This is a genomic window from Streptomyces sp. NPDC015144 (assembly GCF_043079735.1).
Taxonomy (GTDB): Bacteria; Actinomycetota; Actinomycetes; order Streptomycetales; family Streptomycetaceae; genus Streptomyces.
Window position 1 is genome coordinate 197,949 of sequence record NZ_JBIBUU010000010.1, and the last position, 26,281, is coordinate 224,229.

Below are 26,281 nucleotides of genomic sequence, written 5' to 3' on the forward strand. Positions count from 1 at the left end.
AGCCGCATGCGGATTCCGGCCGGCCGGGGCGAGCGGCGGGGACAGGAGCGACGGGAGCGGGTACTGCGGTCGGCCTGGGGGCGGGGGTGTCTGGCCCTGCTCTCCGGGGCTCTGCCCGCGCTCACCTTCCCCGAGCCGGACCTGTGGTGGCTGGCCGCTGTCTGTCTGGTGCCGTGGCTGCTCCTGGTCCGGTCGGCCGGTACGGGGCGGCGGGCGGCGCTGGACGGCTGGCTCGGCGGCACCGGCTACATGCTCGCGGTGCACCACTGGCTGACGCCGAGTCTCCATGTCTTCATCGTGGTCCTGGCCGCGCTGCTCGGTCTGCTGTGGGCGCCGTGGGGGCTGCTGGTCCGCCGGACCATGGGCGGGCGGCCCTCCGCACCGGCGGCCGCCCGCGCGGTCGTGCTGGTGCCCTGTGGCTGGCTGATGATCGAGCTGGTCCGTTCCTGGCAGGCGCTCGGCGGTCCCTGGGGGCTGCTCGGCGCCTCCCAGTGGCAGGTGGGGCCCGCGCTGCGTGTGGCGTCGGTGGGCGGTGTGTGGCTGGTGAGCCTGGTGCTGGTGGTGGTGAACACGGCCGTGGCCCTGCTGTTCCTGGCTCCGGCCGCCCGCACGGTGGCCGGGGTGTCCCTCGTGGTGTGCGGGCTGGCCGTGGGGGCGGCGGTGCGGTGGGCGCCCCGGCCCGCGGAGTCGGGGGTGGCGAGGATCGCCGTCGTACAGCCCGGAATGTTCGACGGGCCCCTCGGCCCGGAGCGGCGGCTGGCCGCCGGTGAGCGGCTGACCGGTGCGCTGGCCGGGCGCGGCGTCGACCTGGTGGTGTGGGGCGAGAGCAGCGCGGGGGTGGATCTCGCGCGCCGGCCGGACGTCGCCGGTCGGATCGCCGCGCTCTCACGCCGGGTGGGCGCGGACATCCTGGTCGGTGTGGACGCCCGGCAGACCGACCGGGCGGGGCGGACGGGGATCTTCAAGTCGGCGGTGCTGGTGGGTCCGGACGGGCCGACCGGGGACCGGTACGACAAGATGCGGCTGGTGCCGTTCGGCGAGTACGTCCCCGCCCGGTCGGTGCTCGGCTGGGTCACGTCCCTGGGCCGGGCGGCGGGCGAGGACCGGCTGCGGGGCACCCGGCAGACCACGATGACGGTGCCCGGGGCCGGGAGCGGGCGCGCCCTGCGGATCGGGCCGATGATCTGCTTCGAGTCGGCGTTCCCCGACATGAGCCGACGGCTCGCCCGGGACGGGGCGCGGGTGCTGGTCGCCCAGTCCTCGACCTCCTCGTTCCAGCACAGTTGGGCGCCCTGGCAGCATGCCTCGCTGGGGGCGCTGCGGGCCGCCGAGACCGGCCGCCCGATGGTGCACTCCACGCTCACCGGCGTCAGTACGGCGTACGGCCCCTCGGGCGCCCGGATCGGCACACCGTCCGGTACGGAGGTGCGCGGCTCCGCCGTGTTCGACGTGCCCCTGGCGACGGGGAGAACGCTCTATGCGCGGCTGGGCGACTGGCCCCTCCAGGGGGCGGCGGCGGTGCTGGTCCTGTTCTGCGGGTACGAGGCGGTCCGCTCCCGCGCGGGGCGCGGGCGGACCGCCTCCGACCGGCCGGTCAGGGACCGTTGACCGAGACGATGCGGCCCTGTGCGTCGACGGTGAGCGCGACCCGCTGGACCTTGTTGGTCACGGCCAGCCCCAGCCAGACGGCGCCCCAGAGGAAGCAGGTGAGCACCGTCAGGAGGGCGTGCAGGAGATGGTTGAGCGGGGCTCCCCGGACCATGACGACCTGCGTCCGGGACCGGGACTCCACCCGCCAGCCGGCGGCTATCCGCTGGTTGACCGCCCAGTCGAGGATCAGGGCGCGCTGCGTCGCGTCGGGCGGCCGTCCGTCGGCCGAGTAGTAGCCGGGCGGTGGCTGGAGCGTTCCCCAGCCCGTTGGCTCGTCGTGGGGTCGCACGAGGTCACCTCCACAGGCCGGTGGGACATCACCCCAGCCTGCATCCCGTCCGGATCCGGCGCATCCCGGGGCCGGGCGGAGCCGGGTTCGGCCTCAGCCGAGGCCCAGGTCGGTGAGGACGCGCTCGCAGAGTTCGTGGGTCAGCAGGGCGTCCCCGGCGTGCAGCACCCTGCCGGCGCGTACGGCGTCGAGGAAGGACAGGACGCACTGCTCGATGCCGCGCTGGCGGGCCACCGGTACCCAGTCGCCGCGCCGCCGTACGCTCGGCACCCCGTGGTGGTCGATGATCCGGGCGAGGTCGACGACCTCGCGCTTGGCGTCCTGGCCGGATACCTCCAGCCGCTCCTCGGTCGACCCGCCGCGCCGGTTCATCATGCCGATGGCGGTGAATCCGTCGCCGGACAGCTGGAGCACGACCTGGTGCATCAGTCCGTCGCGGACCCTGGCGCGTACGACAGTGTCCTCGACCGGTCCCGGCGCCAGGAAGCGGAGGGTGTCCACGACGTGGATGAAGTCGTCGAGCACCATGGTGCGCGGGTCCTCCGCCATGCCGACCCGGTTCTTCTGCATGAGGATCAGCTCGCGCGGATGCTCGGCGCACTCCGCGTAGCCGGGGGCCAGCCTGCGGTTGAAGCCGACGGCGAGGCTGGTGCCGCGTTCCTCGGCCAGGGCCACCAGCCGCCTGGAATCGGCGATCTCGTAGGCCAGCGGCTTGTCGACGTAGGTGGCGACGCCCGCTTCCAGCAGCCGGGCCACGATCTGCGGGTGGGCGGTCGTCGGGGCGTGGACGAACGCCGCGTCCAGTCCCTGCGCGATCAGCGCGTCCAGGTCGGCGTGGCACTGCGCGGCCGGGATCCGGTGGGCCTCGGCGACGGCGGCCAGGGTGGCGGGCGTACGGGTCTGCAGGTGCAGTTCGACGCCGGGCAGGCTGGTCAGCACCGGCAGGTACGCCTTGCGCGCGATGTCGCCGAGCCCGATGCAGCCGACCTTCATCAGGGTCTCCCTGTTCTCGCTGTCCGGCGTCCGTCGGCGCCGTGTCCGCCTCGCGAGGGGCAGCATACGTGGGCCGGGGCGGCCGTCGACCGGCGGGGAAGGCGGGACCGGGTGGCGTGCCCGCCTCCGGTGGCCCGGCGCGGGTGACCGGTGTCGTTCCCTCACGCGGCCGGACCCGGCCGCCGGTCCGTCCGTCCTTCCCGGACAAGAGGGTCACACGCGGGGATTCACCGAACTGCTGAACGGAATCCTCGGTCCCGGGCGGGCGCCACGCCGACCGGGTGTCACCCGTGCGGAGCAATCCCGGCCGCCGTTCCCTCCCGGGACGCGTCCGCACCGCAGAGTTGATCAGGTGCAACGAACCCGAATCACCGTGAGCCTCCTGGTGGGCATGGCCGCCACCACGCTGTCCGGCTGCGTGTCCGTGGGGCCGGGTCCGGACATCCCGCCCCGGCCGCACAGCAGTGGTCCCGCCCAGAGGCTGTCGCCGCAGATCGTGCTGCCGCCCGTCCATGACTCGCTGGAGGCCCTGCCGGTCCCCGAGCCGTCCACCCCCCGCCCCTCGTCGGCCGCCCCGCCCCGCGCGACCAGCGCCCCGTCCGCGCCCCGCCGCTCCGCGCCCCGTGCGCCGTGGCGGCAGCGGCACCCCGCCACCACGCGTCCGCTCCCCCGCCCGGTTCCCGTGCCGCCGGTGGTGACCGCACCGGCCCCCGTCCCACCGCCACCGGCCCCCGGTACGGGCATCTGCGCCCTGGGCCGGGGCTACGGGCACTGGCCCGCGGGCAGCCCGCAGTCCAGGATCTGCGACCACGCCTACGGGCACTGACCCCGCCCGGTCGCACGGTCGGCGGACCGGCTCAGGGCTCGCGCAACCGCAGCTCCAGTCGGGCGATCGCCGCGCGCACCCCTTGCGCGTACCCATCGTCGGCCCGCCCGTCCGCGAGCGTGCCGGCGGCGGCGCGCGCCCGGTCCAGATGGAAACGCGCCGCGTCCGGGCGTCTCAGCTTCAGGTAGTCCGCCACCAGGCTGAGGTGGAGCGAGGGGTAGAAGGCCCGCAGCGCGGGGGCGTCGGGATGCCGGGCCGCCCGCTCGCCGCCCGGCCCGTCGGCAGCGGTCAACGCCCGGAGGTCCCAGGCCAGTTCGTCACCGGGGTCGTCCTGGGTGTCGGCCATGTAGTGGGCGAGGGTGGCCCGGTCCAGGGCGTCGCCCGCCTCACCGATCTCCGACCAGAGCGCACCGAAGCGGTTGCGGGCCTCCTCCCGGTCGCCGCCGTGCAGCAGCATGACCGCCTGGCCGATCCTGGTCATGACGGCGTCCCTGGACGCCTCCCGCTGCTCCGCCACCGCGGCCTCCTCACACGCGCCGGTCCCCCGTTCGTTCCCGGTCGACGCCAAGGACTGTCCTCCCGGTAATCCGTGGTGGATCAGCGCGCGGCGTCGGATGCGGTACATCGTAAGGCGGAGGAACATCCCCATACCGGATGTATGCGGATGTTCCGACAACGCGGCGAGGTGTCTTGGCTTCCGTCGGCGAGGTGTCGTAGCCGCCGTCGCGCGCCCGCCAGGGATTACGGGACAGACCTTGGCCCCGGCGGCCGCCGATCCCGCCGAGGCACGGGCGGGCGTCCCGGTCCGGCCGCCGAAAGCCGCCGCCGGCCGGACCGGGACGCGGGCTCAGCCCAGGTCCGGGATGCGCCAGTCGATGGCGTCGTGCCCCTGCGCCGCCACCGCCTCGTTGATCTGCGTGAACGGATGGGAGCCGAAGAACTTCTTGGCCGAGAGCGGCGAGGGGTGCGCCCCCTTCACCACCACATGGCGCTCCTCATCGATCAGCGGGAGCTTCTTCTGGGCGTAGTTGCCCCAGAGCACGAAGACCGCCGGATCGGGCCGCGAGGCGACGGCCCGGATCACAGCGTCGGTGAACTTCTCCCAGCCCTTGCCCTTGTGCGAGTTGGCCTCGCCCGCGCGGACCGTCAGCACGGCGTTGAGCAGGAGCACGCCCTGCTCCGCCCACGGCATCAGATAGCCGTTGTCCGGAACCGGCAGGCCCAGCTCCTCCTTCATCTCCTTGTAGATGTTCCGCAGCGAGGGCGGCGTCTTCACCCCCGGCCGCACGGAGAAGCACAGCCCATGGCCCTGGCCCTCGCCGTGGTACGGGTCCTGGCCGAGGACGAGGACCTTCACCCGGTCGTAGGGCGTGGCGTCCAGGGCGGCGAACACCTGGTCGCGCGGCGGATAGACCGGCCCCTTGGCCCGCTCCTCCTCGACGAACTCGGTGAGCTCCTTGAAGTAGGGCTTCTGGAGCTCGTCGCCGAGCACGTCTCGCCAGGACTCGGGCAACAGGTCGGTGTCGGTCACTTCAACAACCTCCGGTAAGCAAATCAGCTGTACATCCGAGAACCTACCGGGGGCCACTGACAACGCGTCCCGCAGTGCGGACTACCAGCTGGTCTTGCGGTAGAACTCCCACATCTGCATGACCGTCTGCGGGTCCAGGGCACGCTCGCCGCCGCCGATGTCCTCGCCCGAGGCGACGTACAGCTTGCCCTGCCACAGCGGCAGCAGCCGCACGTCCTCGACGAGGATCCGCTGGGCCCGCTCGAACTGCTTGGCGACCGCGCCCCGGTCGCTCTTCCTGCGGGTCTCCGGCAGCAGCTGCTTGGTGATCTCGTCCTTCAGGTAGGGCATTCCCGTGACGCTCTGCTTGCCCACGAACGGGGCGATGAAGTTGTCCGCGTCCGGGAAGTCCGGGAACCAGCCACGGCCGAAGACGGGGTACTCGCCCTTGGTGAAGCCTTCCTGGAAGGGCGTCCAGGTCGTGCTCCGGAGCGTGATGCGGAACAGCCCGGAGCCGTCCAGCTGGCGCTTCAGCTCGTCGAACTCGGGGGCGGTGGAGGAGCCGTACCGGTCGGTGGCGTACCAGAACGTCAGCTCGACCGGCTTGTTGATGCCCGCCTTGGACAGGATCTGCTTCGCCTTGGCCCGGTCCGGGTCGCCGTACGCGTCGAAGAAGCTGGTGGTGTGGCCGGCGATGCCCTTGGGGACCATGGAGTACAGCGGTTCGGCCGTCCCCTGGTACACCTTGGCCACCAGGGCGTCGCGGTCGACGAGCTGGGCGATGGCGCGCCGCACGGCCACGTTCCCCGCCGCCGGGTCCTCGGGATTGAAGACCAGGAAGCGGATGTCGGCGCCGACGGTCTCGACGATGCGCGGCTGGCCGTCCTTGGACTGGTCCCGCTCCAGGCCGACGACCTCCTCGGCGGTGAGACCGCGGTAGATCGCGTCGATCTCCTTCTTCCGCAGCGCCGCGACCACCGGGGCGGACTCCTTGAAGTACCGGATGGTGACCGCGTCGTTCTTGCGGTGCGCGAAGCCCTGGTAGTCCGGGTTCTTCACCAGCTCGGCACGGGTCCCCGGCTTGTACGAGTCGAGGAGGTACGGACCGGAACCCGTGACCTTTCCGTCGTTGCGTATTTTGTGCTGCGAATAGTCACTGGGGGCCACCAGCGACATCGCGGGCGTGGCCAGAATGAACGGGAACGTGGCATCCGGCCGGGTGAGGTGGAAGACGACGATGTCGTCCCCCTTCGTCTCGACACGGTCGAGCGAACCGAGCATGCCGACCGGTCCGGTCTTGAGGGCGATCTCCGAGATCCGGTCGATGGAGTACTTCACCGCCGCGGCGTCGAGCTTGTCCCCGTTGGAGAATTTCAGACCCTCGCGCATCTTGCACCGGTAGGAGGTGCTGGTGGCATCGGTGAACCTGCACCATTCCGCCGCATCGGGCTCGGGCTTGGTGCTTCCGGTCGGGAAACTCACCAGGGTCTGGAAGACATTCCGCATCAGCTCCCAGGAGTTGTCCCACGCCGCTGCCGGATCGAGGGTCGAGGGTTCACTGGTGGTGCCGACGACTATTTTCTGCTCGCCCTTCGAACCACTGTCGGAAAGAAGTCCGCAGCCGGCCAGCAGAGAAAGGGAAGCAAAGACTGCAGCGGCCTGCAGACTGGCCCGGTAGAACACGTGCACGCTCCTCGATCAGCCATGGGTCGGCAGACGATACCGCAGTGCCCCGTCGGGTCAATCCGCAGGCCCGACAGGGCACTTGAGTCAATCAGGGCCAAACCAGCTCAGGCCGTCTCAGCCCACACCCGCGTTCAGGAAGATCCCTCCGTCGACCACCAGGGTCTGTCCGGTCATCCACTCCGACTGACTGGAGGTCAGGAACGCGGCGGTGCCGCCGATGTCCTCGGGAACTCCCAGCCGGCCCAGCGGATAAGCCGCCGCGGCCTCCGCCTCCCGGCCTTCGTACAACGCCTGGGCGAACTTCGTCTTCACCACCGCGGGCGCGATCGCATTGACCCGGACGGCCGGCGCGAACTCGTGCGCCAGTTGCAGGGTCAGATTGACCATGGCCGCTTTACTCATGCCGTACGCACCGATAAAGGGCGAGGCGGAAATACCGGCGACGGAGGCGATGTTGACGATCGCCCCGCCGTTCTCCTTCTGCCATGCCTTCCAGGTCAGCTGCGCGAAACCGAGCGCGGAGACGACATTCATCTCGAAGACCTTGCGGGCGACGTCGAGGTCGAGCTCCGCGATCGGCCCGAAGACCGGATTCGTACCGGCGTTGTTGACCAGGAAGTCGACCCGGCCGAACGCCTCCATCGTGCGCTCGACGGCCTCGGTCCGGTGCTCCGCGTCGTGCGCCTTCCCGGCCACGCCGATCGCCCGGTCGGCGCCGAGCCGCTGGACGGCCTCCTGGAGCGCCTCCTCGCCGCGTCCGGTGATGCACACCCGGTCGCCCCGGGCCACCAGCGCCTCGGCGACCCCGTAGCCGATGCCCCGGCTCGCGCCCGTGATGAGCGCGACCTTCCCGCTGTCCTGCACTGCCATGATGTCCCAGCCCTCCGGGTTCAGTTGAGCGGTCCGCCGGCGACGTACAGGACCTGGCCGGAGACGAAGCCCGCGTCGTCGCCGGTGAAGAAGGCGATGGCGTTGGCGATGTCCTCGGGGCGGCCGACGCGCTGGACCGGGATCTGGGTGGCGGCCGCGGCCTGGAAGTCCTCGAAGCCCATGCCGATCCGGGCGGCCGTCTGGGCGGTCATCTCGGTGACGATGAAACCGGGGGCAACGGCGTTGGCGGTGATGCCGAACTTGCCGAGCTCCTTGGCGAGCGTCTTGGTGAAGCCCTGGAGGCCCGCCTTGACGGCGGCGTAGTTGGCCTGGCCCCGGTTGCCGAGCGCCGAGGAGGAGGAGAGCGAGACGATCCGGCCGAACCCGGCGTCCACCATGTGCTTCTGGACGGCCTTGGCCATCAGGAACGCGCCCTTGAGGTGGACGTTCACCACGGTGTCCCAGTCGGACTCGCTCATCTTGAAGAGCAGGTTGTCGCGGAGCACGCCCGCGTTGTTGACCAGGATCGTCGGGGCGCCGAGCTCGGCGGCGACCCGCGCGACCGCGGCTTCCACCTGGGCGCTGTCCGAGACGTCGCAGCCGACCGCGAGGGCCCGGCCCCCGGCCGCGGTGATCGTGTCGACGGTGTCCTTGCAGGCAGCCTCGTCGAGGTCGAGTACGGCGACGGCGCGGCCCTCGGCCGCCAGGCGCACCGCAGTGGCGGCGCCGATGCCCCGGGCCGCTCCGGTCACTACGGCGACGCGCTGCTCGGTGGTGGACATGCTTGGTTCTCCTCGCCCTTGGATCGCCGCCCAGCGGGTCCGGGGCGCCTCCGGCACGGGATCTCGATCTCGTGTGCGGAACCTTCCCGATGCCTGAGCGACCGCTTAGTACCTTCAGCAGAGGAGACGCTAGAAGCCGCGGCATCCGGTGTCAACGGCGCGCGGCCGCCGCGGCGCATGTCACATCCGGCGCACCACCCGCGCGATGGCGGCGGGGCGGCGCGCCGGCGGACCGTCAGCGGACCAGCAGCTCCAGCAACCGCTCGACCTCGGCCTCCGGGTCCGTGGTGAGACCGCTGTGCACGGGGCCCGGCTGGACGACCGTGGAGCGCGGCGCGATCAGCCACCGGAAGCGGCGGCCGGCGTCGTCGCGGGCGGCCTGGCCCGCCTGTGCGCCGCCGAGGCAGACGCCCTCGACGGCGTGCAGGGCGGCCCGTACGCCCCTCGTGTCGGCGGCCGGGTCCAGGGCCTTCAGCTTGGCCTCGTCGAGGTGGGTGCGGGCGGCCACGAAGCTCCGGGCACGGCAGTAGACCACCACGCCCGCGTTGAAGCACTCACCGCGCTCCACCCGGGGCACCACGCGCAGCAGGGCGTACTCGAAGACATCGCGCTCGCTCACCGCTGGCCGTCCTTGTCGTTCTTCTTGGTGGGGTGGGGCCAGGGGGCGAGGTGGTCGGTGAGCCAGCCGGGGGCCTGGGACGGCCGGTCCGGGGTGGGGCCGTCCATGGTGATGCGCTCGTGGATGGCCGCGGCGCGCGGCAGCAGCGCCTCTACGTAGGCACGGCGCAGCTCGTCCGTGGTGGCGAAGCCGGGCTCGTCCACCAGCCATTCGTCGGGGACGTCCGCGGCGACCTCGGTGAGCAGTTCCTCGGTGACCAGCGGGGCAAGTTCGGCGGCGGCGGCCGCGATGTCGGGGGCGAACGGGGCGAGCGCGTGGTCGGAGGCGTTGTACGGCTTGGCGGCGGAGGTCCGGGCGCCGGGCCAGTTGTGGTGCCAGATCATGGTGGCGCCGTGGTCGATGAGCCACAGGTCACCGTGCCAGACCAGCATGTTCGGATTGCGCCAGGACCGGTCGACGTTGTTGATCAGCGCGTCGAACCAGACGACCCGTCCGGCCTCGCGCGGGTCCACCTCGTAGGCGAGCGGGTCGAAGCCGATGGAGCCGGGCAGGAAGTCCATCCCGAGATTGAGCCCGCCGCTGGCCTTGAGCAGCTCCTGCACCTCCTGGTCGGGCTCGGCGAGGCCGATGACCGGGTCCAGCTGCATCTGGACGAGGGTCGGGACGCGCAGCCCGAGCCGTCGGCCGAGTTGTCCGCAGATCACCTCCGCGACGAGCGTCTTGCGCCCCTGCCCGGCGCCGGTGAATTTCATGACGTACGTGCCGAGGTCGTCGGCCTCGACGATCCCGGGGAGCGAGCCGCCCTCACGTAGCGGCGTGATGTAGCGGGTCGCTACGACCTCTTCCAACATTTTCCCAGGCCACCCATCTCTTCGACCTTGCAATCCACGGAGGACTTCTTCAGAGCGTAGAGGCCGGGGATGCGGTTCGACAGCGCTGCGGAGAATCTGGGAGTTTCGGCTGGCAAGCTGATCCCCCGCGCTCCCCGAGCGGACCGTCGATGGTGCCGCGCTCCTTGCTGCCGGCCTCCGGCATGAAGTGAGCATAGTAACCGAGAGTGATCGCCGACGAGGAGTTTCCAAGCCTCCGAGACAGGGTCACGACGGACTCCCCGGCTTCCGACACGATCGCGGCCCGATCCGGGTGTACGACGGCCGCTCCGTGGCGGTGCGGCGAACGTGGGTCCGGCCGTGTCGGGCGGTTCTCCGGGCCGCCGTGCGGGCGTGGGGAGGGGTTCAGGTGATGAGGGTGGTCAGGGTGCCGATGCCGTTGATGGTCACCTCGGCCACGTCGCCTGACTTCAGGTACCAGCGGGGAGTGCGGGCCCGGCCCACGCCGCCGGGGGTGCCGGTGAGGATGAGGTCACCGGGGCGGAGGGGAAGCATGGTGGAGATGTACGCGACCAGTTGGGCGGGGGTGAAGAGGAGGTCGTCGATCGCGTGTTCCTGGACCGTCGTACCGTTGACCGTGGTGCGCAGTGTCGCGGTGGCGGGGTCGAAGACGTCGGGTGTGATGAGAACCGGGCCCACCGGGGTGGAGCGGGCCCAGATCTTGCCCTGGAGCCATTCCGTGGTCCGGTACTGCCAGCCGCGCATCGAGATGTCGTTGGCGACGGTGTATCCGGCGATGCAACCGGCCGCCGCGCGTTCGTCCACCCGGTACGCGGTGCGGCCGACGACGACCACGAGTTCGCCCTCCCAGTCCATCTCCGGGTCCTCGGGCACGGTGGCCACGGGGTCGGCCGGGCCGGTCAGGGTGTCGGCGAACTTCGCGAAGAGGGTGGGATGGGAGGGAAGGCCCCGGCCCATCTCCTCGATGTGGCTCGTGTAGTTGAGCCCCGTGCACAGCACCTTCGACGGGTTCGGTACGACCGTGTCCAGCCCGGCCCCCGCTGCCGGGATGCGCCGGCCGTCGGCGTCGGCCGCGAGCCGGTGCCAGTCCTCGTCGCGCAACAGGGCGCCGATGTCGGTGTGGCCGGGGATCTCGGTGTAGAAGTCGCCGTCCAGACGGGCCGCGACCGTTCCGTCGGCGGTGCGTACGGTTGCCAGTTTCATGATCTTTTCCTTCTTCTCCCGCGAGGGCGTGTTCAGGCGCCGGCGGCGGAGTGTCCCGGGACGACGAGGTCGAAGAATCCCCAGTGCGCACCGGCGGGCAGGGTCCCGGACAGCATGCGTCCGCACTTCTGCGTCACGATGTGCGAGGAGCCCCGGTGCTGGCTGCCGGCGTGACTGTCACGGAAGAAGCGCTGCAGCACACCGTCCCGCATGACCTGTGCTCCGGCGAACCGGTGCACGAGCTGGCTGATCTCCACCGCGGTTCGGCCGGAGAGGCTGCACGCGAGGCGCGACATCGTCTCTTGTTCGTCGCTGAGGCGCGTTCCGGTCGAGAGGGTCAGCTCGTTCTCGCGCCAGGTCTCGCGGAGCAGCGCCATCGTGCCGCGGACATGGGAGAAGTGGCGGGCGAACTCACCGAAGAACTCGTCGCTGGTGACCGGAGACTCCTGCGCCGGGTCCTTGCGGAGGGTCAGTTCGCGCAGCTCGTCGAGCATGCGCCGACCGACCCCCTGGGACCAGGCGGCCTGGTGCAGTCCGGCGCAGTGGGCGGGGCTCAGCCGGTTCGCGGGACGGCCGCGGCGGACGTGGTCCGGGCCGATGCCGTACACGTACGCGTCCTCGACCCGTACGTCCTCGGCCCGGTAGTCCAGGCTCGCGGTCGCGCGCAGCCCCAGCATGTTCCAGTTGTCGCTGATCCGTACGGCGGACCGGGGGACGAGGCAGACCACCCGTTCGCCGGTTCCCTCGACGGTGGCGGCGAGGTTGAGGTGCGTGGCCATGGACGTGCCGGGGGCGAACTGCCATACGCCGTCGACCCGGTAGCCACCCGCGACGCGAACGGCCCGGCCGGTGAACGACGCCGACTGCCCGGCCACCAGCGGGTCCGCGCCGTCGGCGAAGAGCTCGGCCACGGCCTCGTCGCCCAGGTGGGCGGCGGCCGTCGCGGTTTCGCTGGTCAGGACCCGGACCAGCCAGCCCAGCGAGGCGTCTGCGTGCGACAGCTTCTCCATGACCTCCAGGACCTGGAGCGGGGAGGCGTCCAAGCCGCCGAGTTCGGCGGGCACGGTCAGCTTGAGGATTCCGGTGGCGCGCAGGGCGTCCTGGACCGCGGGCGTCGGGCGGCGCAGCCGCTCGCTGTCGGATGCCTCGCTCAGCACGAGGGGGCGGATGGCGTCCAGCCGGGTGAGGAGGGCGGCGAAGTCGGCGGGGGTGGTGGACCTGGTCATGGTCAGCTCCTTTCCGAACGGGTGCCGTCGGCTGTGCCGTCCTCGTGTTCCTGGGCCAGCGCGCTCCACTGGCCGCGATAGAAGAGCAGGGGCCGGGCGTCGTCCTGCTGGCCGTAGGAGGTCACCCGGCCGAGCACCAGGACGTGGTCCCCTCCGTCGTAGCCGGCCCAGGGCGTGCACTGGAAGTAGGCGGGTGAGCCGCCGACGCGCGGGGCCGGGCCGTTCGTGATCCAGTCGATGGGCCGGTCCTGGGGCTTGCCCGCGAAGTGGAGCGCGGTGTCGAGCTGGTTCTCCCCGAGGACGTTGACCGCGAAGGGGCGTTCCAGCAGGTGGGTGAGGGCGCGCGAGGTGCGCTGCATGGACACCAGCACCAGCGGCGGGTCCAGGGACACCGAGGTGAAGGAGTTCACGGTCACGCCGTAGTGGTTGTTGCCCGACTGGTAGGTGAGGACGACGACTCCGGTGGCGAAGTTGCCCAAGGTGTGGCGGAGTTGGCGGGGATCGGGGAGCGGAGGGTACGTGGTGTCCGACGCGGGAGGGGTGGCGGCGGCCTTCTCGTAGATCTCTGCGTTCCACATGATGTCGGTCATGGGCGAACCTTCTGGATGAGTCGGGGCGTCCCGCCTGCGGGGTGGGGAGGTGCCAGGGGATGGGGGCGGGGAGCCCGGGGGTGGGGGCCGGCGGCCACGGAGGGGTGTGGGACGTAGCCGCCGGCCCGGGAGAGGAGGGATCAGAGGGCTTCTTCGACGGCGGCCTCTGCCGCGGCGAAGGAGGTGCGGGTGCCCTCGGGCAGCCAGGCCCGGAGCAGCGGGTACAGGAGGAGCGCCGTGACGAACGACACCAGGAAGCCGAGGGTGAAGACATCGGTGGCCATCAGGACGATGCCGACGCAGGCGGACACGGCCAGCGTGATGACTCCGGCCCAGTTCCACTTCTCCACGCGGTGGGTGCGGCTGTCGTACCGCGCCCTGCGCACCAGGTAGTAGTCCGCGATCATCACGCCGCACATGCCGAGGGTCATGGCGCCGAGGTACGCGAGGTAGGAGGAGAACTTCTCCAGGATCCCGGCGCCGATCATCACCAGGGCGATGACGTTTCCGACGACCACCATCACCGCCCTGCCCGGCTTCCGGCCGGTGAGGGCGTTCACCAGGTTGACCAGCGAGAGCGAGCCGGAGTAGGCGTTGATGGCCTGGGCCTTGGCCTGCGCGGCGTAGATGGTGACGAAGCCCAGCCACGCGGCGAAGATCACGAAGAAGGCGCCGGTGTTCTGCATGACGAAGTCGCTCCCCGCCGCGCCCGCCGCTTCCGGGGTCAGGCTCCTGTCGTGGTCCATGAGGTACGTGACGACATCGGGCATGCCGCCGATGACGACGAGCGAACCCAGGACGGTCATCAGGATGTTCTGGGTCACCGGGCCGGCCGCGGCCAGGACCGTGACGTCACGGCGGGTCCGGCAGTAGCGGGCGAAGTCCGTGGTGACGAGAGCGATGGTGCCGGCCGTCGCGCCCATGAGCGATATCGCGGCCTCGAACTTCGGCCACAGGCCACCGGGGACGACGCCCGCGTAGCGGAACACGTCCATCGGGTCGGCGCCCTCGATCACGTAGATGTGAATGATCATGTAGATCGTGACGAGGAGTGTGACCGCTGTCAGCACCCCGGACGCGCGCAGGGCGAGCTTGAGGCCGAAGACGGCCAGCACGATCCACAGCAGGGTCATGAGGCCGTAGAGCAGGATGCGCGTCGTCCAGGAGTCGGAGAGGTCGAACATCAGCAGGGTGCCCTGGTAGAGCAGGGCGGACTCCATGGCGAGGAAGCCGAGGATCATGAACGCGAAGATCGCCGAGCCGATCGACGATCCCCGCAGGCCGAACCCGAAGAACCGGGAGGTGATGGTGCTGGACATGCCGGTCTCGAAGGCCATCCGTCCGAGTGCCCTGCCGAGGAAGACCCCGAGGGCCGCGACGAGGGCACCGACGATCAGTCCCACGGTGAAGCCGGCGAGAACGACGGTGAAGCCCGCGATGGCGAAGACGACGAGCGCGGTGGCGACGCTGACCGGGCTGAGGGCGAGCTGGTAGCCGCTTCGGCGCTCGGTCGCCGGGACGCTGGCCAGGGCATGGTCCTCAGCCGCGGCGGCCAGCTTCGAGTCGGTGGATCTCTGCAGATTCGTTGATGATGACGACACAGTTCCTACCCGTCGGAGGAGAAGGGGCGCCCGCGGCGCGTTCCGCGGGGGAACGCGCCGGGTGTCGCCGTATTCGGTCAGTCCTTGCTGCAACCCGCGATGGCGATGGCCTCGATCTCGACGAGGATCTCCGGCTTGGCCAGGGCGGCCACCTGGACCAGCGAGCAGGCGGGGAAGTCGCCGGTGAAGAATTCCTCGCGGGCCTTCCACACCTGGGCGTTGTCACTCATGTGCGTGACGAAGATGGTCATCTTGACGACGTCGTCCATGGCGCCGCCGGCCGCCTCGACCATGTCCTGGATCTTCTGGAAGACGACCCTGGACTGTTCGTAGGCGGTGTCGCCGAGGAGGGTCTCGCCGTCCTTGCCACGCGCGGTCATGCCGGAGACGAGAATCAGGTCGTCGACGCGGAGACAGTTCGACCAGGTCCTGTCCGCCGGTTCGCGGACGGAGTCGGAGAAGAAACGTTCTTTCTTCATGGGTGCGGTGGTCCTCACAGATCGATTCGGCTGTCCCAGGCGGAGGTTCCGCCCCAGTTCACGCAGACGCTCTGGCGGCGCATGAATCCCTGCCAGGCGGTGGAACCCGCCGTACGGCCGCCGCCGGTCTCCTTCTCGCCACCGAACGCGGCGCCGACATCGGCGCCCGTGGTGCCCATGTTGACGCGCACGATGCCGCAGTCGCTGCCACGGGCGGACAGGAAGGTCTCGATGTGGTTCAGGTCGGTGCTGTGCATGCCTGAGGCCAGCCCCTGGGCCACACCGTTGTGCACCTCGATGGCCTCGTCGAGGTCGTCGTAGACCAGCACGGAGACGATCGGAACGAAGGTCTCGGACTGGGCGATGTCGAAGTGCGGTTCCACACCGGTGACGATCGCGGGCTCCACGTAAAGGCCCGGACGGTCCATCACCTTTCCGCCGTACACAACAGTGGCCCCGTCGAGCTCGGCGCGGGCGAGGACGTCGCGGTAGTCCTGCACCGCTTGTGCGTCGATCAGCGGACCGACGACGGAGTCCGGGTCCCTCGGGTCCCCGATGGTGATCTGGTCGAAGGACTTCTTCATCAACTCGACGAGACGGTCGGCGATGCTCCGGTGCGCGATGACCCGGCGGGTGCTGGTACAGCGCTGGCCGGTGGTGCCGACCACACCGAACGTCAGTGCTTTCGCCGCGAGTTCGAGGTCGGCGGTCTCGTCGACGATGCAGCCGTTGTTGCCCGAGCACTCCAGCTGGTACCGGCGCCCGAGTGTCGACCCGACGATCTCGGCGACCTTGCGACCGACGCCGGTGGAGCCGGTGAAGGAGACCATCGCGACTCGAGTGTCGGCGATCAGCCGCTCGGCGACGGCGTTGTCGGCGGGGATGAACAGCGAGAAGACGCCCTCGCACCCCATCTCCGCCGCCGCCTGGTTGACCAGCTTCTGCACCGCGATGGCGGTGAGTGGCACCTTGGGGCTCGGCTTCCAGACCACCGTGTTGCCCGCGATCGCGGAGAGGAACCCGTTCTGCGCCCAGACCGCAGCGGGGAAGTTGTACGCGCTGATCAGCCCGATCACGCCCAGCGGCAGCCACTGGTCGTACATCCGGTGCTCGGCGCGCTGCGACTGCTGGGTGAAGCCGTACAGCATCCGCGCCTGGCCCGCGGCCAGCGTGGACATGTCGACGGCCTCGCGCAGTTCGCCCTTGGCCTCCATCGTCGACTTGCCGGTGTCGAGGGACACGATGGCTGCCAGGCCGTCGATGTTCTCCTCGATCAACTGACCGATCCGGCGTACGAACTCGCCGCGGCGCGGCGCCGGAACCATCCGCCACTTCTTCTGCGTCTCGACGGCGGCTGTGACGATCCGCTCGTAGTCCTCGGCGTCGGAGGCGGCGATCCGCCCCACGATCGTGCCGTCGGCCGGGCAGAACGCCTCGATGAGCGGACGGTCCTCGACGGCACCCCAGCCGAGGGAATCCGTGTACGTGCCGGAATGTATGTGGTCCATGCCGAACGCGGCCAGTACCTTCTCGGTGTCGAACAGGGGACCGGCCCTGCCGGCTGTGCTCTTCGTGTTGTCGGTCTCGGTCATTGCCGCTTCTCCTCAATTCCCGCCGATGGCGCGGGTCCGGTGAACTCCTGGCCGTGCTGGGTCGTGTCAGCCCTTCGCGAGGAAGTCCCCGATCGTCTCGTCGGTGTGGTAGTCGGGCTTCTCGTAGTAGTGCGGGCCGTCGTAGATCTCGACCAGCACGCTGCGCTCATGGGCGAGCGTCGGGCCGTGGGGGTGGTCCTTCGGGTTCATGTAGAACGAACCGGGGCGCAGCCGCAGGCCGGAGTCGGTGTACTCGTAGTCGCCCTCGAGGCAGTACATGAACTGGTTCGAGGCGTGCGTGTGCCTGGTCGGGATCGTGCCGCCCTTCTCGTACTCCAGGAGGGCGATGCTGGCGCCGGTCTCGGGGTTCTTGAAGAGGAAGTACTGGCGGAACCCGTAGTCGGGGTAGTCGATCCAGTTCGCGTCGTCGAGATCGGCGGCGTGGATCAGGACCTCCAGGGACTTCATTACCGTGGGGTCGATGTTCACTGTCTCACTCCAAACCCGGGCGGCCCGATGCCACCCATGTGTCGTATTCCTGGCGGCTTTCCGGCGTGCCGGGGAACAGCCCGAACAGGGACCGTCCGCGCCGGATCTCAAGAGCCGCGAACTCCTCGTACGCGGCGGCGTCCGCGGCCTGTGCTGCCACCTCCGCGGCCAGACGGCGCGGGATCACGGCGACACCGTCCTCGTCGCCCAGCACCACGTCACCGGGGTAGACCGCCACGCCGCCGCAGCCGACCGGCTCGTCCAGCGCGACCGGGTGCAGGGCGATGGGGGTCGCGGCGGGCGCGTTGCCCCGGTGGAAGCAGGGCAGCCCGGTCCCGGCGATGGCGCCGAAGTCCCGGTATCCGCCGTCCGTAACCACACCGGACACCCCGCGGCGGACAAGCCGCGCCGCCATCATGTCGCCCATGGACGCCCCGGCCCGGGAGCCGAAGGCATCGATCACGAGCACCGCGCCGGACGGGCACTCCTCGATCGCGCGCCGGTGCAGGTTCTGGCTGCTCGCGTAAGTGGCGAGGCTGTCCACGTCCTCGCGGGCGGGGATGAATCGCAGAGTGCTGGCCGGCCCCACCATCGGGGCCGCGCCCCTGGTCAGGGGGTGGACGTCGGTCATCAGGACGTTGCGCAGGCCGTGCCGGAGCAGCATGTTGGCGACGGTGGACGACCCGGCCCGCGCCAACTGTTCACGAACGGCCGACGAGAGCGGTTCGTGCACGGTGGACGAAGGAGGCTCGGACACCGTCGACGCCGCTACGGGTTCCGCGCGCAGCGCGCGCTTCTCGCCGGTCACTGGAAGAACTCCAGCGGCGGACGGTTGCCCCACTGGGTGGTGTCGCCGGCGGTGCCGTTGAACCTTCCGGGCCTGTGGCTGCCGTCCACGGTGTCGCCGTCGGTGTAGTGCTCGATACGGAAGCCGAAGGGATCCTTCCAGTAGTCGAAGATCTGGCTGCCGAGCAGATGGCGGCCGACTCCGACGTCCAGCGCGTACCCCTGCCGGAGGAGGTAGTCGTGCGAGGACATCACCGCGTCCATGTCGGTGACCTCGAACGCGCTGTGGTGCACACCCACCCAGTCCGACTGGAGCACGAGCATGAAGTGGTGGTCCACCAGCCGCTCGCCCAGGTCGAGCCGGACGAAGGTGCCGACGACGGGTCCGTCCTGACCGGGCGGCAGAAAGTAGTCGGAGGGCAGGAAGTTGAAGCGCTCGTTCAGCCAGGCCATGGAAGCGTCGTGGTCCTTCACATGGAGCACGAAGTGGCCGAGCCGGGCGATGGTGCAGGGTGCGACCGGCTGCCGTACGAAGGAGTTCACCCGGTTCTTGTCCCGGATGTTGTTCATGACGAACGGCTCCCGGTCCGCGATCGGCTCCACCTTGTCGCGGTTCCAGATCGCCCGGATCTCGATGCCGTCCGGCATGGCCATCGACACCACCTGGCCGCCTCCGGGCTCCGTCGACTCGGTGATCGCGGAAGACCCCGGTTTCGCGGCGAGTTCGACCAGGTCCTGGTAGGCGGCGACCTCGATCGTGGCGCCGACGAAGCGCTGCTTGGCGGCCTTGCGGGTGACGTGGATGTGGTGCTGGGTTCCGGTTCCCCGCATGTACAGCGTCTGGTCGTCGCTGCCCTCGGCCCTGGTCATGCCGAACGCGGTGAGGAACTTCTCCATGACTTGGAGGTCAGGTGCCTCGTATGTGACGTGGGCTGTGTCGATTGCCGTGGCCACGGGTCCTCCTGTGGTGGGTGGGAGCGAGGTGACACGCTCGGATCGTCGCCGGTGGGCCGTGCGGTACTGCGAGGCGTCGGCAGGCCGGGTCCGGTCTCGGGGCTCGGGGCTCGGGCACCGAATCTCCGGGCTCAGGCCTGCCGCCGGACGACGGTGGCGGCGCGAGGGCACGCATGGCCCATTGGCGGGCTCCCCCGACCGGGAGCCCGCGGGGTGGTCAGCGCTTCCTGAGGATGCTGACGTCGTCCGGTCCGACGAGGTCCGGCACGGTCCAGCCGTCCAGGTCGTACTCGTCCATGGCGCTCTGCGCGAAGTCCTTGCAGTAGTCGAGGAGGCCGCTGCCCCGCGCGCCGAAGAGATTCGTCTGCCGGGTCACGTCGTTGCTGCCGATGTAGTTGATCTCGTACAGCTCGTGACGAGCCCCGAACTCCGTGCCGATGGAGTCCCACAGCATCTTCATGACCTTGACGCGCTCCTCCGCGTCGATGCCGCCGGTGCCCCGCACATAGGTGTTCAGGTAGCCGCGGATCTCCGGGGACTTGAAGTCGTCGGCATGCGAGTTGAGGTAGATCAGCCCGCTGGCCACGACCTGCTCGATGATGTTCTTGACCTTCGGCATGGCCAGCTGGTTCATCACCCGGTACGCGCCGGCGAAGTGCGGGTCCGGCTGGATCATGCCGCCCCTCCACGGCACCGCGCTCTTCGCCATCGCGTCGGACAGCGCCCAGAACGTGTTGCGCCAGGCGATGACCTCGCCGAGCTGCGACATGACGCCGTGGAACTGGCCGGCCCCGGTGACGTCCAGGGCGCGGGACAGCATGCCGACCAGGAAGTCCATCTTGACGGCGAAGCGGGTGCAGCCGTGCAGGGAGGCGCGCTCCAGGTATCCGGAGTGGATGTTGTACTTGTTCGCCTGCTCCAGATCGTTGTAGATGAACGCGTTCTCCCAGGGGATGAACACGTCGTCGAGGACCAGGATGGCGTCGTTCTCGTCCAGTCGGCTGGAGAGCGGGTAGTCGAACGGGCTGCCCAGAACGGCGGCCCGGTACTCGTTGGACGTGCGGCACAGCAGCTTCACGCCCGGGGAGTTCGTCGGCATGATGAACACCGGGGAGAAGGCCGGGTCCTGCACGGCGACCTGGCCCACATGGCCGACGAAGGTGTAGTGGGTCAGGGCCGAGCCCGTGGCCACCACCTTGGCGCCGGTGACGTAGAAGCCCGCGTCGGTCTCCCGGGTGACCCGGACGAACACGTCCTTGCCCGCGTCGGCACCGAGACCGCGATCGACCGGCGGGTTCATGATCGCGTGGTTGATGTACCAGGTCTTCTGCTGGGCCTTGCGGTACCAGGTGCGCGCGTTGTCCTCGAAGCCGCGGTAGAACTCCGCGTTGGCGCCCAGGGTGCCGAGGAAGCAGCCCTTGTAGTCGGGCGAGCGCCCCATCCAGCCCCAGGCGATCTTCTGCCACTCGGCGATCGCGTCGCGCGAGGCCACCTGCTCCTCGACGGTCCTGGGCGCCTGATAGAAGCGGTGGGTGAAACCGCCGTCCTCGGTGGGCGCGGTGAGGATGTCCTTGCGCGCCGGGTCGTGCAGCGCGTCGTACATACGGGCGATCATGCGGGCCGAGTTGCGGAACGCGGGGTGCTCGGCAACGTTCTCGACACGCTCACCGTAGATCCAGACCTCTCGCCCGTCGTTCAGGCTTTCCAGATACTCGGTGCCGGTAAAGGGGATGCTTTCACGGCCGGTGCGGCCGGGAGGCGACTGATTTGCATTTTCTGTGTTCATGGAACGAAAACCCCATCTTCTCCCCGACAGAAATGGATCACACCGGATTCAGGCCATGCGTGATCAGCTGCCCGCGCGAAGAGGGATTTGATGTGCCGATCCGAAGTTGCCTGCGGCGTCGAATTGCCGGAAGGCTTACACGGAGGTTGGTCCCGAGCAATGGTTCACGGGGCGCTTGAGAGGTGCGGGGCAGACGCCGTACGAGTCGGTCAGCGCGGGGCGCACGGCTGACAAGAAGCCTCTGAACAGGCATTTCTCGCACCTGCGGGCGAGGGGCGGATCAGCCGGGCCGCCTGGGGAGTGGCGCACGTCACAGCGAATTCATCTCGTTGTGCGAGATGTGGCCCCACTTTTTTTCCGCGCGTTCCATATGTGACGCAAGGGAGGGGGGCATAGTTTTTTGTATGGCGGCCCGCCCGGAAGACTGCCGGGCCGCCCCGGCTCATGACTTGAGCGCACGCCGGTGTTCCGCGACGACCCGGGTCGCCTCCAGCCAGTGCCGCATCAACGGGCTGATTTCGGCGTCCCGTCGCCACAGCAGCGTGGCCTGCATCGGAGTGAGCCAGTGCGGAGGATCGAGGAGGGCCACCGCGTCCGTCCTTCCCGCGATCCGCTGGGTCACGGGGGCCACGCCGAGCCCGGCGGCCACGAAGGCCACGGCGGTCTGCGGGGTGGAGACCTCCAGCACCTCGAAGGTCTCGTCACCCACCAGCGCGTTCTCGACGACCTCGGGCATGCCGACGAACGCTGGAATGCGATAGGGGATGATCCATCGCCCCCACCCCTTTCCGCCGGGGTGGTCCTCACGGGCGCGAGGCCGGGGAACGGCGAGTTTGATATCGATGCCCAGGATGGGGAGGGAGTCGCAGAAATCGGTGACGAAGCCGGCGAACTGACTGGGTCCGAAGGGGATGCACCCCATGTCCAGTCGGCCGTCCCGAATTCCCTGCACGATCAGGTCCGGGGTGACATCGGTCAGGCTGACGCGGGCCCCCGGAGCCTGGTCGAGGAACTCGGCCAGCACATCGGCGACGATCTCGTTGATGACCATGGGCTCCACGCCGATGCGCAGGTCCCCGACCGCGCCCTCGCCCATCAGCTTCAGCGTCTCCACGGCGCGGTCCCGGTCGGCCACCAGGCGTTCGCCCTTGGAGAGCAGGTAGAGCCCGGCCTGGGTCGGATGGACTCCCTTCACCGTACGTTCGAGGAGGCGTACGCCGAGTTCGCCCTCCAGCTTCGCGATGGCGTGACTCACCGGAGGCTGTGTCATGTTCATGTTCTTGGCGGCTTGTGAAACCGAACCGGCCTCCACGACGGCCCTGAAATACTGGATCTGACGAAAATCCATACCTTTTGACCTTCGACCTTTCGCGGCCCCCGAAATTCTCCGGCAACAGAGATTAACCTCACCTTCGCATTCGTCAGGGACCGAGCCTCCGCTTCCGTGACCGCCTTGTCACGACGGACAGCTTCGGCCTGATCGGCCTTGGGAAAGGCCGGATCCCCGCTCCCGGGCGGGAGCGGGGGCAGGTGCCGGTTCACCCCCGCCGCTGATCCGCCCGTGCGAACGGCTCTGACGCCTCCGCTGCGGCGTCCGCCTGCTGGTCACCGGGCACTTCACCGCCTATACGTACGTACGGCTCGTGCTGGAGGAGGTATCCGGGGCCGGCTCCACGGTGATCGGCACCCTGCTTCTCGTCTACGGCGTCGCCGGTGTTCTCGGGAATTTCGTGGCCGCCCCCCGGGGCGGGCCGCTTCCCGCGCGGCGCGCTCCTGGTGATCCCGCTCGTCGTCGGTCGGTCCTCGCGCCGGGACGCGCGCCGCGTGTCGGACCGGCCCGTTCCGGGCCTTGAACGGGCCGGTCGGACGGGGGAGCACGGATATATCCGGAACAGCAGCACGCCGACGCGGCCGGGCTCTTCTCGTGTCGCGACCCTCGTACGCGGCTACGGGCGGTTCCCACGACTCGCGGCGGGGCACCCTGTCCGTGCCCTGCCGGGCGTCACGGGCGAGAGCCGGCAGGCGGTTCGTTGACCGGGAACCGTGCCGGTTGGCCGGTCAGCACCCGTACGGCTTCTTCGGCGGCGATGGCCCGTACCGCCCTGACGGATTCCTCGGAGTAGTAGGCGGCGTGGGGGGTGACGATCACGTTGGGCAGGTCGAGGAGGGGGTTCGTCGGGAGCCATCCGCGCTGTTTCGCGGGTTCCTCCTCGATGTCGTCGAGTGCCGCGCCGGCGATCCACTGTTCGGTGAGTGCCTGGTGGAGCGCCGCGTCTTCCACGATGGGGCCGCGTGCCGTGTTGACGAGGATGGCGGTCGGCTTCATCCGTCGGAGCGTCGCGCGGTCGAAGGTGTGGTGTGTCCGCGGGGTGAGCGGCGTTTGGATCACCACGTGGTCGGCGCCTTCCACCAAGTCGTCGAAGGACACCGGCCGGACCTGGGAATCCCGGATCACGGACTGGTCGATGAACGGATCGTGTGCCCAGACCTCCACGCCGAATGCCTTCGCGCGTTCGGCGACGAGCCGTGCGATGGCCCCGAACGACAGCAGGCCCAGCACTTGGCCCCTCAGTCTGTGGATCGGCCTTCCGGTCTTCCAGTGCCATTCGCCCTGTCGGGTCGCCCGGTCGTACCGGCAGATCTTACGGGCGGCGGCGAGCCAGAGGGCGACGGCGTGATCGGCGACCTCCTCGGCACACCATTCGTTCGGGGCGTTCGTGACCTGGATGCCGCGCCGGGTGGCGGCGTCGATGTCGACGATGTCCACGCCGGTGCCGTAGCGGGCGATCACCTGGCAGCGGGTCAGCGCGTCGATGGCGCGGGAGCCGACCCGCGCGTACTGGGTCAGGATGCCGTCGACGTCGCGTCCCGCCTCGATCACCTCGTCCTCGGTCTTGCACTGTGCGGCAAGAAGCCGGAATCCGGCGCCTTCGACGATGGCGCGTTCGATGTCCACGTCGCCGAAGTCGGAGTCGGCGACGAGGATCGTTCCGCGGGGGTCAGTGCGAGTCACGGGGAATTCCCTTGGTGTGGACGAGGTCCTGGTACGGCACGGCGAGCTCCAGGCAGGCTCCGCTGTCCAGTTGGCCGACCGTGGCGCGGTAGATCTCCTGCCACGGTGTCTGGTGCTCCAGTACCGGAGGGGTGTGGGTGGCCCGCCGCGCGGCGATCTCCTCGTCCGGCAGGAGAACGTCGACGCGTGCGTTGTCCAGGTCGATACGGATCCGGTCACCGGTGCGCAGGAGGGCGAGATTGCCGCCGACCGCGGCCTCGGGACTGGCGTTGAGGATGGACGGTGCGTCCGATGTGCCGCTCTGCCGGCCGTCTCCGAGTGCGGGCAGAGCGGTGATCCCTCGCTGCACCAGCCCTGCGGGGAGTTCCATGTTCACGACCTCGGCCGAGCCCGGGTATCCGACGGGCCCGGTGTAGCGCATGACAAGGATGCAGTCCTGGTCGATGCCGAGCTCCGGGTCCTCGATGCGGGCGTGGTAGTCCTCGGGCCCGTCGAAGACGACGGCGCGGAACTCGAACACCGAGGGAGCGTCGGGGTCTGACGGGCCGCGGGCCCGGAAGCTGTCGCTGATGACCGACGTTTTCATGATCGCGGAGTCGAACAGGTTCCCGGTCATGACGAGCAGTCCGCCGTTCGCGCTGACGGGGTCGTGGACGGGGCGGATGACTGCCGGGTCGGCGGGCGGGACGTCCTCAAGGTCCTCGGCCAGGGAGCGGCCCGAGACGGTTGCGGCGTCGCCGTGCAGGTGGCCTGCTTCCAGCAGCGACCGCATGACCGCCGGGACACCGCCGGCCCGGTGGAAGTCCTCACCGAGGAACTCTCCTGCGGGGGCGAGGTTCACCAGCACCGGGATGTCACGTCCGACGCGGTGCCAGTCCTGGTTGGAGAGATCGACCCCGGCGTGGCGTGCGATGGCGTTGATGTGGATGGGCGCGTTGGTGGAAGCCGCGATGGCCGATGCGACGACGATCGCGTTCTCGAAGGCGTGCCGGGTCATGATCTTGCGGGGGGTCAGGTCCTCCCGTACCAGGGCCACCGCCCTCAGGCCGGTGTCGTAGGCCATTTGCGCCCGCTCGTTGTAGGGGGCGGGGATCGCCGCGCAGCCGGGCAGGGACATGCCCAGGGCCTCGGCCAGACTGTTCATCGACAGTGCGGTGCCCATGGTGTTGCAGTGCCCGGTGCTGGGCGCGGAGGCGGTCACCCGTGCCATGTATTCGTCGTGGTCGATCCGGCCGCTGGCCAGGAGTCGTTTCGACTGCCAGATCACCAGTCCCGAGCCCGTCCGCATGCCGTTGTGATAGCCGTTGAGCATCGGTCCCCCGGACAGGACGATCGCCGGGATGTTCACCGTCGCCGCCGCGGTCAGGCAGGCAGGCGTCGTTTTGTCGCAGCCTGTCGTCAGAACCACTCCGTCGAGCGGGTATCCGTAGAGCACCTCGACCAGTCCGAGATAGGCCAGGTTCCGGTCCAGCGCCGCGGTGGGGCGTTTTCCGGTCTCCTGCAACGGATGGACGGGAAACTCGAACGGGATGCCGCCACCGTCGCGGATGCCGTCCTTGACCCGGTCGGCGAGAGCGAGGTGGTGCCGGTTGCAGGGGACAAGGTCGTTACCGGTCTGGGCGATTCCGATGATCGGCCGACCCGACTGGAGTTCTGTACGCGTGAAGCCGTAGTTCAGGAACCGCTCCAGATACAGAGCGGTCATCTCCGGGTTCTCCGCGTTGTCCCACCATGCCTGGCTGCGTAGCTTCCCCGTGCTGTGTTGTGTCGCTGACATGATCAGCTCCTCGCGACCGGTTCGGGATTTCGCCTCGGCACCGGAAATCACTGTGGCTCGGACGAAAGGCCTTGGGGATTCACCAAGGGCCTTCGTCGAGGAAAGTTGAGGGAATGGAGTGAAAAGTACAGACATTTCCGAGTGGGCGGAATCATGGCGCGCCGTGAGCTGCCTGGGGTCGCCGCATCGGCGATGCCTCGGTCCCAGGTGTTCAACGACTGTCGTCGCGCACCACGACCACTGGGCAGACGGCCTGTTGGACGCAGTGTTGGGCCACCGAGCCCAGGAGCATCCCCGCGAAGCCCCCGAGGCCGCGGCTGCCGACGACGAGCAGGGACGCTCCGTGTGCCGCCGTGAGCAGGACGTCGGCCGCTGTGCCGTAGCGCGCCTCGGTGCGTACGTCCACCGGCGGGGGGTCTCCCACGGTCTCTCCGACCACCTGGGTGAGGGAGCTGTGCGCCCGCGCCTCGACCGCCGCCTCGTCGCTGCTGGACGGCGGCAGCCAACCGAGCGCTCCGTGGAACTGCGGGAGGCTCCAAGCGGTCAGCGCCTCCACCGTGGCGCCGGTGAGTTCGGCCTGGTGAACGGCCCAGCGCAGGGCCTGCTTCGATGAGTCCGATCCGTCCACTCCGACCACGATGCGTTCCCCGTCCTGCTTCCGGTCAGTCACGGATCCTCCTCGGTTGGTCAGTGGGGTGAGGGACCGGTC

25 protein-coding genes and 1 pseudogene are annotated in these 26,281 nt (G+C 69.6%); 3 read left to right on the forward strand and 23 right to left on the reverse strand.

What is annotated here, in order from left to right; translation table 11 throughout:
• Nucleotides 1-6 precede the first annotated feature (6 nt).
• Nucleotides 7-1,608 carry an apolipoprotein N-acyltransferase gene (lnt, locus tag ACF08W_RS19295; RefSeq protein ID WP_392279934.1) on the forward strand — a complete coding sequence of 534 codons (1,602 nt, stop codon included), beginning with the start codon at nucleotides 7-9 and terminating at the stop codon, nucleotides 1,606-1,608.
• Here the strand turns inward: lnt and ACF08W_RS19300 are convergent.
• Entirely contained in the window at nucleotides 1,595-1,939 is a 345-nt protein-coding gene (locus ACF08W_RS19300) for a hypothetical protein (RefSeq protein ID WP_392279935.1), read from the reverse strand. The two genes, lnt and ACF08W_RS19300, sit on opposite strands and share 14 nt — an antisense overlap.
• A gap of 93 nt (nucleotides 1,940-2,032) precedes the next feature.
• On the reverse strand, nucleotides 2,033-2,932 hold the full coding sequence (locus ACF08W_RS19305; protein WP_392279936.1) for a Gfo/Idh/MocA family protein: 900 nt from the start codon (nucleotides 2,930-2,932) through the stop codon (nucleotides 2,033-2,035).
• A 352-nt stretch (nucleotides 2,933-3,284) separates the two neighbouring features.
• Between ACF08W_RS19305 and ACF08W_RS19310 the strand changes: the two genes are divergently transcribed.
• Nucleotides 3,285-3,758 carry a hypothetical protein gene (locus ACF08W_RS19310; protein WP_392279937.1) on the forward strand — a complete coding sequence of 158 codons (474 nt, stop codon included), beginning with the start codon at nucleotides 3,285-3,287 and terminating at the stop codon, nucleotides 3,756-3,758.
• Nucleotides 3,759-3,789: 31 nt separating this feature from the next.
• On the opposite strand, the gene ACF08W_RS19315 is transcribed toward ACF08W_RS19310, so the two are convergent.
• The 18 genes from ACF08W_RS19315 to ACF08W_RS19400 all read right to left on the reverse strand — a co-directional run bounded on the left by ACF08W_RS19315 (nucleotide 3,790) and on the right by ACF08W_RS19400 (nucleotide 22,130).
• A complete protein-coding gene (locus ACF08W_RS19315; RefSeq protein ID WP_392279938.1) occupies nucleotides 3,790-4,275 on the reverse strand; it encodes a hypothetical protein in 486 nt (161 codons plus the stop codon).
• Between the two features lie 330 nt (nucleotides 4,276-4,605).
• On the reverse strand, nucleotides 4,606-5,289 hold the full coding sequence (ung, locus tag ACF08W_RS19320; RefSeq protein WP_352274279.1) for a uracil-DNA glycosylase: 684 nt from the start codon (nucleotides 5,287-5,289) through the stop codon (nucleotides 4,606-4,608).
• Nucleotides 5,290-5,370: 81 nt separating this feature from the next.
• Entirely contained in the window at nucleotides 5,371-6,951 is a 1,581-nt protein-coding gene (locus tag ACF08W_RS19325) for an ABC transporter substrate-binding protein (RefSeq protein ID WP_352274546.1), read from the reverse strand.
• Between the two features lie 117 nt (nucleotides 6,952-7,068).
• Entirely contained in the window at nucleotides 7,069-7,824 is a 756-nt protein-coding gene (locus ACF08W_RS19330) for an SDR family oxidoreductase (RefSeq protein WP_392279939.1), read from the reverse strand.
• Between the two features lie 20 nt (nucleotides 7,825-7,844).
• Nucleotides 7,845-8,606 carry a 3-oxoacyl-ACP reductase FabG gene (gene fabG / locus ACF08W_RS19335; protein ID WP_352274277.1) on the reverse strand — a complete coding sequence of 254 codons (762 nt, stop codon included), beginning with the start codon at nucleotides 8,604-8,606 and terminating at the stop codon, nucleotides 7,845-7,847.
• A gap of 235 nt (nucleotides 8,607-8,841) precedes the next feature.
• Complete coding sequence (locus tag ACF08W_RS19340; protein ID WP_352274276.1) at nucleotides 8,842-9,225, reverse strand: DUF3037 domain-containing protein; 384 nt, start codon at nucleotides 9,223-9,225, stop codon at nucleotides 8,842-8,844.
• Nucleotides 9,222-10,076, reverse strand: coding sequence for a HipA family kinase (locus tag ACF08W_RS19345; protein ID WP_392279940.1), 855 nt, complete (start codon nucleotides 10,074-10,076; stop codon nucleotides 9,222-9,224). The genes ACF08W_RS19340 and ACF08W_RS19345 overlap by 4 nt, the downstream gene beginning before the upstream one ends.
• Before the next feature lie 384 nt (nucleotides 10,077-10,460).
• Nucleotides 10,461-11,279, reverse strand: a complete 819-nt coding sequence (locus ACF08W_RS19350) for a fumarylacetoacetate hydrolase family protein (RefSeq protein ID WP_385217703.1) — start codon at nucleotides 11,277-11,279, stop codon at nucleotides 10,461-10,463.
• A 32-nt stretch (nucleotides 11,280-11,311) separates the two neighbouring features.
• Entirely contained in the window at nucleotides 11,312-12,505 is a 1,194-nt protein-coding gene (locus ACF08W_RS19355) for an acyl-CoA dehydrogenase family protein (protein ID WP_392279941.1), read from the reverse strand.
• Nucleotides 12,506-12,507: 2 nt separating this feature from the next.
• Entirely contained in the window at nucleotides 12,508-13,095 is a 588-nt protein-coding gene (locus ACF08W_RS19360; protein ID WP_385217708.1) for a flavin reductase family protein, read from the reverse strand.
• 140 nt (nucleotides 13,096-13,235) lie between these two features.
• The gene (locus tag ACF08W_RS19365) at nucleotides 13,236-14,696 is read right to left on the reverse strand and encodes a purine-cytosine permease family protein (protein WP_392279942.1); all 1,461 of its coding nucleotides are present in this window, start codon (nucleotides 14,694-14,696) and stop codon (nucleotides 13,236-13,238) included.
• Nucleotides 14,697-14,773: 77 nt separating this feature from the next.
• The gene (locus ACF08W_RS19370) at nucleotides 14,774-15,175 is read right to left on the reverse strand and encodes a RidA family protein (RefSeq protein ID WP_385217716.1); all 402 of its coding nucleotides are present in this window, start codon (nucleotides 15,173-15,175) and stop codon (nucleotides 14,774-14,776) included.
• 14 nt (nucleotides 15,176-15,189) lie between these two features.
• Nucleotides 15,190-16,767, reverse strand: coding sequence for an aldehyde dehydrogenase family protein (locus tag ACF08W_RS19375; RefSeq protein WP_392279943.1), 1,578 nt, complete (start codon nucleotides 16,765-16,767; stop codon nucleotides 15,190-15,192).
• 66 nt (nucleotides 16,768-16,833) lie between these two features.
• A complete protein-coding gene (locus ACF08W_RS19380) occupies nucleotides 16,834-17,235 on the reverse strand; it encodes a cupin domain-containing protein (RefSeq protein WP_392279944.1) in 402 nt (133 codons plus the stop codon).
• Between the two features lie 25 nt (nucleotides 17,236-17,260).
• Complete coding sequence (locus ACF08W_RS19385) at nucleotides 17,261-18,064, reverse strand: dimethylmenaquinone methyltransferase (protein WP_392279945.1); 804 nt, start codon at nucleotides 18,062-18,064, stop codon at nucleotides 17,261-17,263.
• Complete coding sequence (locus ACF08W_RS19390; protein ID WP_392279946.1) at nucleotides 18,061-18,939, reverse strand: VOC family protein; 879 nt, start codon at nucleotides 18,937-18,939, stop codon at nucleotides 18,061-18,063. The genes ACF08W_RS19385 and ACF08W_RS19390 overlap by 4 nt, the downstream gene beginning before the upstream one ends.
• A 274-nt stretch (nucleotides 18,940-19,213) precedes the next feature.
• Nucleotides 19,214-20,782, reverse strand: coding sequence for a 4-hydroxyphenylacetate 3-hydroxylase N-terminal domain-containing protein (locus ACF08W_RS19395; protein WP_392279947.1), 1,569 nt, complete (start codon nucleotides 20,780-20,782; stop codon nucleotides 19,214-19,216).
• A gap of 442 nt (nucleotides 20,783-21,224) precedes the next feature.
• Complete coding sequence (locus ACF08W_RS19400) at nucleotides 21,225-22,130, reverse strand: LysR family transcriptional regulator (protein WP_385217735.1); 906 nt, start codon at nucleotides 22,128-22,130, stop codon at nucleotides 21,225-21,227.
• A 244-nt stretch (nucleotides 22,131-22,374) separates the two neighbouring features.
• Between ACF08W_RS19400 and ACF08W_RS19405 the strand changes: the two are divergent.
• A pseudogene (locus ACF08W_RS19405) lies at nucleotides 22,375-22,576 on the forward strand (MFS transporter); the annotation flags it as partial.
• 208 nt (nucleotides 22,577-22,784) lie between these two features.
• Here ACF08W_RS19405 and ACF08W_RS19410 read toward each other — a convergent pair.
• From ACF08W_RS19410 to ACF08W_RS19420, 3 genes are all read right to left on the reverse strand, one after another.
• Nucleotides 22,785-23,795, reverse strand: a complete 1,011-nt coding sequence (locus ACF08W_RS19410; protein WP_392279948.1) for a C-terminal binding protein — start codon at nucleotides 23,793-23,795, stop codon at nucleotides 22,785-22,787.
• Nucleotides 23,782-25,572 (reverse strand): IlvD/Edd family dehydratase, encoded by a 1,791-nt coding sequence (locus tag ACF08W_RS19415; RefSeq protein WP_385217742.1) that lies wholly within the window; start codon nucleotides 25,570-25,572, stop codon nucleotides 23,782-23,784. The genes ACF08W_RS19410 and ACF08W_RS19415 overlap by 14 nt, the downstream gene beginning before the upstream one ends.
• Before the next feature lie 211 nt (nucleotides 25,573-25,783).
• Nucleotides 25,784-26,242, reverse strand: a complete 459-nt coding sequence (locus ACF08W_RS19420) for a universal stress protein (protein ID WP_385217744.1) — start codon at nucleotides 26,240-26,242, stop codon at nucleotides 25,784-25,786.
• Nucleotides 26,243-26,281 lie beyond the last annotated feature (39 nt).